This is a genomic window from Enterobacter sp. PTB, from assembly GCF_051130085.1.
Classification (GTDB): Bacteria; Pseudomonadota; Gammaproteobacteria; order Enterobacterales; family Enterobacteriaceae; genus Enterobacter; species Enterobacter ludwigii.
Genome location: NZ_JBDKEE010000012.1, coordinates 159,090 through 167,804 on the forward strand (window position 1 = coordinate 159,090; position 8,715 = coordinate 167,804).

The 8,715-nt window shown below is 43.8% G+C and carries 8 protein-coding genes; 4 read left to right on the forward strand and 4 right to left on the reverse strand.

All coding sequences use genetic code 11. The features are described from left to right. Positions 1-4 precede the first annotated feature (4 nt). Genes AAIR21_RS16265 through AAIR21_RS16280 form a run of 4 tightly spaced genes read left to right on the forward strand, consistent with a single transcriptional unit; the run spans position 5 to position 4,384 of the window. Positions 5-1,282, forward strand: coding sequence for a restriction endonuclease subunit S (locus tag AAIR21_RS16265; RefSeq protein ID WP_434681530.1), 1,278 nt, complete (start codon positions 5-7; stop codon positions 1,280-1,282). Beyond that, positions 1,279-1,602, forward strand: a complete 324-nt coding sequence (locus tag AAIR21_RS16270) for a hypothetical protein (protein ID WP_434681532.1) — start codon at positions 1,279-1,281, stop codon at positions 1,600-1,602. Before AAIR21_RS16265 ends, AAIR21_RS16270 begins: the two co-directional genes overlap by 4 nt. Positions 1,603-1,604: 2 nt before the next feature. Continuing rightward, positions 1,605-2,753 (forward strand): AAA family ATPase, encoded by a 1,149-nt coding sequence (locus AAIR21_RS16275; RefSeq protein WP_434681534.1) that lies wholly within the window; start codon positions 1,605-1,607, stop codon positions 2,751-2,753. Beyond that, complete coding sequence (locus AAIR21_RS16280) at positions 2,750-4,384, forward strand: type I restriction-modification system subunit M (protein WP_434681537.1); 1,635 nt, start codon at positions 2,750-2,752, stop codon at positions 4,382-4,384. Before AAIR21_RS16275 ends, AAIR21_RS16280 begins: the two co-directional genes overlap by 4 nt. A 36-nt stretch (positions 4,385-4,420) precedes the next feature. Here the strand turns inward: AAIR21_RS16280 and AAIR21_RS16285 are convergent, their stop codons facing one another. The 4 genes from AAIR21_RS16285 to AAIR21_RS16300 all read right to left on the reverse strand — a co-directional run. Further along, positions 4,421-5,452: a YagK/YfjJ domain-containing protein gene (locus AAIR21_RS16285; RefSeq protein ID WP_434681539.1), complete on the reverse strand. Its 1,032-nt coding sequence runs from the start codon at positions 5,450-5,452 to the stop codon at positions 4,421-4,423. Positions 5,453-5,853: 401 nt separating this feature from the next. Next, positions 5,854-6,060, reverse strand: a complete 207-nt coding sequence (locus AAIR21_RS16290; protein WP_434681541.1) for a helix-turn-helix transcriptional regulator — start codon at positions 6,058-6,060, stop codon at positions 5,854-5,856. A 113-nt stretch (positions 6,061-6,173) separates the two neighbouring features. Next, positions 6,174-7,175: a DUF6387 family protein gene (locus AAIR21_RS16295; RefSeq protein ID WP_434681543.1), complete on the reverse strand. Its 1,002-nt coding sequence runs from the start codon at positions 7,173-7,175 to the stop codon at positions 6,174-6,176. 179 nt (positions 7,176-7,354) lie between these two features. After that, a partial coding sequence (locus tag AAIR21_RS16300; RefSeq protein ID WP_434681546.1) for a YfjI family protein occupies positions 7,355-8,715 on the reverse strand: 1,361 nt, incomplete at its 5' end.

Sequence of the window (8,715 nt, forward strand, 5' to 3'; positions counted from 1 at the left end):
CAGAATGAGAGGAAACGATAAACAAAAGCTGCTACCAAGAATGCGGTTTCCTGAGTTTCATAACGACGGGGAATGGAACAAAGAAAAACTCGAAAAGTTTCTTGTTGAAAGTCGAATTGAAGGTAGTACAGGAGATACGGCTAAAAAAATCACAGTAAAACTCTGGGGGAAAGGTGTATTCGCGAAAAAAGAATCTATTAAAGGTAGTGAGAACACTAAATATTACAAACGTCGTGCTGGGCAATTTATATACAGCAAGCTTGATTTTCTTAATCAAGCTTTTGGCATCGTGCCAAAAGAACTTGACGGTTTTGAATCTACTGTTGATTTACCCTGTTTTGATATTAACGATGAATTGAATGCCATATTTCTTCTTGAATATGTGAAACGTAATGATTTTTATAAGAAAAATGGAGAGGTTGCGGATGGTGGTAGGAAAGCAAAGCGTATCCAGACTGACGTTTTCCTGTCTTTTCCAATTATTCTACCTGTTCATAAAGCAGAGCAACAAAAAATCGCCGACTGCCTGTCTTCGATGGATAACCTGCTCACAGCAGAAATCCAGAAACTGGCTGCCTTGAAGAAATATAAAAAAGGTTTGTTGCAACAACTTTTTCCACGGGAGGGTGAAACTGTGCCACGGGTGCGTTTCCCAGAATTTCGGGATTCAGGAGAATGGAAGGAGTATAAACTAGGGTCACTGACAACCAAAGTCGGTAGTGGAATCACTCCGACCGGGGGCAATAAAAATTATAAAACCAAAGGGCACCCGTTCGTACGCAGCCAGAATATTGGCTGGGGTGAGCTGATCTTGGATGACGTAGTATTTATTGACGAAGAGACACATAAATCCTTTGACTCTACCGAAATTAAATTATCTGACGTTTTGCTCAACATTACAGGCGCATCGATTGGTCGAAGCGCAGTCGCCGATTCACGCATCGCTGGCGGGAATGTGAATCAACATGTCTGTATAATTCGTGTCAAGCAAGATGAGTTGCACCCCGTCTTTCTTAATCAATTCCTGATTTCAGAAATTGGTCAGAAAAAGATTGACAGCTTTCAAGCTGGAGGAAATAGGCAAGGTCTGAATTTCGCCCAAATTCGCTCATTTAGTGTTCCTCTGCCACCAACAGAGAATGAGCAGAGCAAGATTGCTAACTGTCTCTCTCCCTTCGACGAACTGATCACCGCCCAAAGCCAGAGAATAGACGCCCTGAAAATCCACAAGAGGGGCTTGATGCAGCAATTGTTCCCGGTGCTGGATGAGGTACTTGCATGACTTGGCATATAACTTACCAGTCTGAGCAATACGGCGTTACCACGGCAGAACTGGATGATGAGGAGCGTAGCCGGTTATATAATCTTCCATCGCAGGATTACTACGGTGTTGCCAGGGATGAGGCGGTTTCACTACGTCTTTTGGGAGTTCCTCGCCGTGCTGCGCCACGTTTGGCTGAAGCTTTACGATTAACGCAGGAGGATTCGCTGCCAGCTATTCGTCAACGTTTAGAAAAGTTACCGGAGCAAGTTTGGAGTGAGGCCTTAGGTAGAGAAGGTGCGATCTACCACAAAGCCTGGATGATTATGGATGGGGAATAGTGATGAAGAAGAATGATCCACTTGTTTTTCCTGAACTTTCCATTCTGGCGGTTCATCTGCGCAGCGAACTGGACAACAAAAAGGCCATCCTGCTCTATGCTTACAACGGCACGGGAAAGACCCGGTTGTCTATGTCTTTTAAAGACATGAGAAAGCAGGACAAAGTCCGCGATACGTTGTATTTCAACGCGTTCACTGAAGATCTGTTCCACTGGAACAACGATCTGGAAGGCGATGAAGATCGACGTTTGCTACTTAACCGGGATTCGCGATTCTTTCAGGGTCTGTTCGATCTGGAAATGGACAACCGTATTCGTCCTCTGCTGCGGCGTTATGCTGATTTCGATTTTCGTATTGATACACAAGGAGCGGAGTGGGCTGTACGTTTCTCACGCACAGTCGTTGTCAAGGGAGAGAATGGTGAAGATGAGAAAACGAAAATAGTTGACAATATCAAGGTATCGCGCGGCGAGGAAAACATCTTTATCTGGTGCTTTTTTCTGGCAGTGATAGAACTGGCGATGGATCCAGAAATTGAGGCTTATCAGTGGGTAAAGTACCTCTATATCGACGACCCGATTTCGTCGCTGGATGAACACAACGCGATCGCTGTTGCCAATCACTTGGCGCAACTGCTGAAACGAAAGGACAACAAGCTCAAGACGGTGGTTTCCACGCACCACACTTTGTTCTTCAATGTGCTGTGCAATGAGCTAGGAAACGCCCGTCGGTACGTCGTCAACAAACATCAGACCAGCGGCGGCTATTTACTGCGGCCCGAAGAGTACGATACGCCTTTCTTCCACCACGTTGCCGCCCTAGCCGAACTGTACCAGGCCGCGCATGAAGATCGGCTGTTCACTCACCACTTTAACATGCTGCGCACGATCCTGGAGAAGACAGCGAGCTTCCATGGTCACAGGAGTTTTTCGGCCTGCATCAAACAGGATAATGACGATCCAGACGGAATTCTGTACGCACGCCTGATCAATATCCTCAGCCATGGTAATTACTCGCTTTATGAACCGCAGCAGATGCTCGATGAGAACAAGGCCTACTTCAAAAAAATTCTGAACGATTTCCTGAAGCGCTATCCATTTAATCCTGATTTATTTCCTCAACAGATTGAGGAAGGTGAAGAAAAAACATGACTGAGTTTGAAAAACAAAAACTGGGCAAAACGCTCTGGAATATAGCCGATCAATTGCGCGGTGCCATGAATGCGGATGATTTTCGTGATTATATGCTGGCATTTTTATTCCTTCGGTATCTGTCGGACAATTACGAAGCTGCTGCTCAAAAAGAACTGGGACCAGACTACCCTAAACAGAAAGAGGGTGGGCGTCATCCGCCGCTGACTCTGTGGTATGAACAAAATGATCAGGATGTTCCTGAGTTTGAAAAACTGATGCGCCGTAAAGTGCATTACGTAATCGAGCCTCAGTATCTTTGGGCGAGTATTGCTGAAATGGCACGAACCCAAAACGTGAAGCTGCTTAATACATTACAGGCTGGCTTTAAGTACATTGAAGAAGAATCTTTCGCCAGTGCTTTCCGGGGATTGTTTTCGGAAATCAACCTTGCCTCAGAAAAACTTGGCAAAACATACGGTGAAAGAAATGACCGTCTTTGTAAGATAATCAAAGAGATTGCTGAGGGGTTAAAACAGTTCTCGACCGATAGCGACACGTTAGGTGATGCTTACGAATATCTGATCGGCCAATTTGCAGCAGGCTCAGGTAAGAAAGCCGGTGAGTTCTACACGCCGCAACGTATTTCAGACATTCTGTCAGCCATTGTCACTCTGGACAGCCAGGAACCAGCTACGGGCAAACGCTCGCACCTGGATAGTGTTTTCGACTTTGCCTGCGGTTCCGGCTCGTTGCTGCTCAACGTGCGTCACCTGATGGGGCCACACGGCATTGGCAAGATTTACGGACAAGAGAAGAACGTCACCACCTACAACCTTGCGCGCATGAACATGCTGCTGCACGGGGTGAAAGATTCCGAGTTTGATATTTTCCACGGTGATACCCTGCTCAACGATTGGGACATGCTACGCGAAACCAATCCGGCTAAAATACCCCGTTTTGATGCCGTGGTCGCTAACCCCCCATTCAGCTATCGTTGGGAACCTACATCAGCATTAGCTGATGATGTACGTTTTAAAAATCATGGCCTGGCACCTAAATCTGCTGCCGATTTCGCCTTCCTTCTGCACGGCTTCCATTTTTTAAAAGAAGATGGCGTTATGGCAATTATTCTTCCTCATGGTGTACTTTTCCGAGGCGGTGCTGAAGCACGCATCCGCACAAAGCTGCTGAAGGATGGCCATATCGATACAGTAATTGGTCTGCCTGCGAACCTGTTCTTTTCTACAGGTATTCCAGTATGCATTCTGGTACTAAAAAAATGCAAAAAGCCAGATGATGTATTGTTCATCAATGCCGCCGAACATTTCGAACCGGGTAAACGGCAAAATCAACTGCTTAGAACGGACGAAATGCCTGATGGTGAAATTGGGCATATCGAAAAAATTATTAATACGTATCAGTTCCGAAAGGAAGAGCCGCGCTACGCACGTCGCGTCAGCATGGAAGAGATTGAGAAGAATGAATTTAATCTGAATATTGCACGCTATGTGAGTACGACTGAGGCTGAGGAAGAAATTAAACTAGCTTCAGTACATTCTGAGCTGATTGCTCTGGATGGCCAGATTAAGTCAGCAACTCAAAAACATAACGAATTTCTAAAAGAATTAGGATTACCTCTTTTACCGTAATTAGATTCATTTGATTTTTGCTGTAATACAATGCCTTTATCGTATAGATAAAGGCAGTTCTTCACTAGAACGGGGACGACCACGTGTTTCTTCTTTTCGTAAAACAAACTCCCCACGTCCAAATGTGCGAGCTCCCTGAGGTAAAATCAAACGAACAGCCGTATCAACCTTGGTTATATAGGTAATTACCTTCTGTAACGTACCTCGTTTCGCCTGATTGGTGTAATGAATGTCACCGATCCCTGACTGGACGTAGCTATTCGCAATCGCATTACAATTAAAGTACAGCCCTTTACCCTCGGTGATCTCATTCCTCCATAACTCACCAATACTACGTGCCAGAGTGATATCACGCCGAACTTTACTGCCATTGAAGAAAAAGCATGTGTGATAGTGAAATCCTTTGTACTGTCCGTATTCAAGTTTCCAGATATACCCTAGGCAATGCTTAAATAATGGGTGCGACTGAACCCGTTTAAATAAACGCTTACGGTGTAATCGTGTTATATCGGATGGAATCGCTCTGTTTTTAACGATTGCTTTCTGATAGGACAGATCAATACGGACCACCAGTAAACGGGAATGATGCTCAAAAAGATGATTCACATAGTCCAGGGCTCCCTTCAGATTTTTACTGGCTGCTCGCTGGAAATTACGCAACAGTCGTTTATGCGAGATTGAATTAGCCTCTTCCCGAAATAGCCTCAACCAGTTATTTACTTCTACAACCCTTGATGCTGACAATTCATCCAGATTATGGGTATTGAGCGTTATGCTGAATAGTTGTATTGTTGGATGTAATTTTTGATATTCATTGATGTTCTTTTCTATTTTAAATAATCCACTGATTGCTTCTTCAAGCTGATAACCAGTTATAGACTTTTTATAATCACCTGTTATGCTAAGTTCGAATGCAACAGCTTCGGAATTGATAATTTTATTTAATATGGAGAGTAACCTCTGCTGTATTTGTACAGTATCAAGATCATGAGTGATGACGAGTGTAGTATCATCGGTAGACACATGCATACTGGTAGATTCTATATCAAAAAAGCTGTCAGAAGACATTATATTCTACCCTCTTTTTTATGTTATTAAAATAAATAATAATCTAGGCTAGATAGAAGAAATTCTCTCAGGTTATCTCTATCATAAGTACTGATTATACTGGTTTTGTTTTATGTGCAACAAGTAAAGTCGCCTGCTTTTAAGACAGGTGTGATCGTATTTATTAATGCCTTATTAGTATTATTCAACTTGGTTTAATTACAATCGGTTAAGTTAACACCTAATATATAATAAGAACCATAATAACCTTTCATTCCGCAGCCTGTCCGTAGTTACACATTATGAATATAATACCGAACTTCTACCTAACATATTCATCGTCACATTAAGGAAAGTTAGTGCCCCAGCCGTAACATGCTGCCTTTTGCTACCGGACAAATCAGCAGTTCATAGCCGGGTCCTTACTTCCTACGACGGCTATTCAGCCACTCAAGGAACTCGCTAAGAAACCAACGACTGGAACGGCCAAGTTTTAGTGGCGGCGGGAACAGGTCATTACCGATCAGCTTGTAGATAAATGCCTTTGATAATCCGGTATTTTCACAAATAAACTTCAAATCAATCAGTTTGAACTGCTGTTCATCTTGCTGCTCTTTATCTTTCATCATTTTGCCCTTAATCGTACCCTTGGAGAAGCAACAGGTTAGAATTGACAGGGCCAAGTGAGCGCTATGAATAGATAATTTCAAAAACATATTGAAAAAAATGTAAATCCATGAATCTAAAATCCCTCACTGGCCTCTCTAAGTGACTTTTCATAACTCACTATTTTTAAACGAAAAGTATTAAGAAGGGGGGTGAGTTTACCTTCATTGAGGATTTGTTCGAAGGGTTCGAGTACGCGTGTAATGAAATTGCCTAGGTGATAATCAGTATCTACAGCGCGTGCATCCAAGGAGTTACTTTCCAGCAAATTATAGATTTGCCGTAAATCCAGTGCTTTCTTATTCTTGACCTGCCAGATGACAAGGTCCATCAGTGGTATGATTTTGGCATGTTCAATGGAAAGTAATTTATGTTTACTAAGGACATGCTCTTTCTCTTCACTTTCAGTTAAAAGATGATTTTTATTACGGACGTCGTTTAGTACTTTTTTGAATGAGTCAATGAGTTGCAGATCACTATAAGAAGGGTCAACAGAAAGATAAATAAATTCTACGCCGCGTGTCTGAAGTTCGGTAAGTAGTGTCTTGGTTTTATCCTCAGAGACTATCTTGTTAAGGCAGCAACAAGGATGTTTAGAATGTAGCTGGGCGAGTGAATATGTATCACCATCCCCAGCAAGCAATGCTTCGTAGCAATCATATATGTCCTGTACGTTAAGCTCTCTGACAGGGGTTCTTTCATGTTTTAAATCATTGTTAAGATCTTCCGACAGTTTAATAATTTCAGGTCTGCTCATATCAGATAAAAATCGGGTGCTTATATTCGGTCGTCCGGATGTAATGTCAGTATATATTTCATCAAATAATTTTTTGGTTATTATGCCATGTCCGCTTTTTGTGTTAGCCACAATTCCCAGATCGGTCCGGATTGCCAGTTCACAGATTAGGTTCCTCACACTCAGGGTGCGTATAAATTGATAATTTCCCATGCAAAACCAGTCAAATTCCTGGGGGGTGGCGTTATGAGGTTCGCATCGTGCTCTGGCGAGCACCTCAGAATAATATGTTCTGTTTTTGCTATTTCCCTTTTCTTTGTTGCCTTCAGATTTACCTGTCATATTGTTCCCTATATACAGTAATTGTTGTGAAGTACTGCCTTCAAAAAATGTTAGGTCTAATGACTTATACATCTTAGTGAATCACTTTAGCAGCTAAACCTGCTTAACTTTGCAGATTTAGCTGCTTTTTTGTATCAGTATCGTTCAATTCGCTATCAGTAAAGCCACCAGTTTCTTGTTTACCACCTGAAATCATAAGGAGCAATCAGCAGCGTTCTGCCATTATGCATCATCGATATCCGGTAAGTATTCCGCAGGTTTTCCAGTGCTGGCTGTAACCGACCCGGCCTGCGAAGCAGATTTGGCACCCTGGGGCTTATCCAGCTTCTCGTCAGGGGCTGACCGTTATTATCCATAAAGCGATCATGCAGCCATCGCCATAACAGCTCGGCATCCTGAACATGCTGAGGTTGTTCCGGTTTAGCACCAAACAAATAAAGCGCTTCGTTCAGATACCATTCACTGACCTTCTGAGCATTCATCAACGTCTCTTCGGGAATATCACCCTCATCGCCATTAAAGTAATGGAACAGTGCCGCGAGACGTGCCACCTTATTCCCTTCTTTGGAGGCAAAATCGCGCAGGGAACCATAACGACCATTCTCAGTCATCTCTTGTTCCAGGTACTCACTCATCGCTCCCCATTGCAGCTGTGCTTCCGGCGTAAAAGTCATTTTTTCCTGACGTACTGGAACTCCGGCTTCTATCTTCTGGACATAGTTCTCCAGAAGTTCCTGAAGACGTTTATGGTACGGGATCAGGAATTGCCGGTAATTTTCAAGAATATATCCAGTTCGTGTACCAATCGTACTTTCAGGGCGGGAAAAAAAGAACCGGGCCAGAAAGCCATTTCCCCGGGCCTGCTGCTGTGCCCGTCTGAAATACTTACGTAAAGGCGCATCCTGTACCATCAGGCATGCACTCAGCCGGGCATTGTGAACGGTGAAACTTTCCGAGCACCGCCGGGATACCGTAAATGGTGCTCCGTCCCACAAGTCATTAAGCATCCCCAGATTCCGTATTGCCTGCCCTCCCAGAATGATATCCCCCTCAGCGGAATGTAATGCCATCGATCCTCCCCCCTTATGCAACTGAAACTGCAAAGCTGCAGGGGTAATGTCACTGCCCAGTAGTTGTACCCGTGTCGGCTCCTGCGGAATAATTTCCCGGTGTGCCCTGATACTCTCTTTAATCTCCTCTGTTGGCTGGTTTTTTTTGACCTGTTTATTCAATTTACTTTTCAGTGCTTTAAGTTCCTCCTCCCATATCTCCTGTTCAGTCTCATACTGCTGAATCGCATTGTCATACCGAATCGCGGCTTCCCGCTCGAACTCATGTATTGGGGCCATAAAAAGCTTATCCACCGTAGACTTACGTTCTCCAGATTCTGCTACAGTGCAAAAATTACATGACACAGGAAATGTCAGACCTTCTGCCGGGCTGATATCCGTTAATCCCTGGCAAAGCAGGGAAACAGGCGCCATAGCGGAAGCAAAAATCAGCGGCAGAGGGGCTTTTGTTTTGCTGGCAGCACCAATAA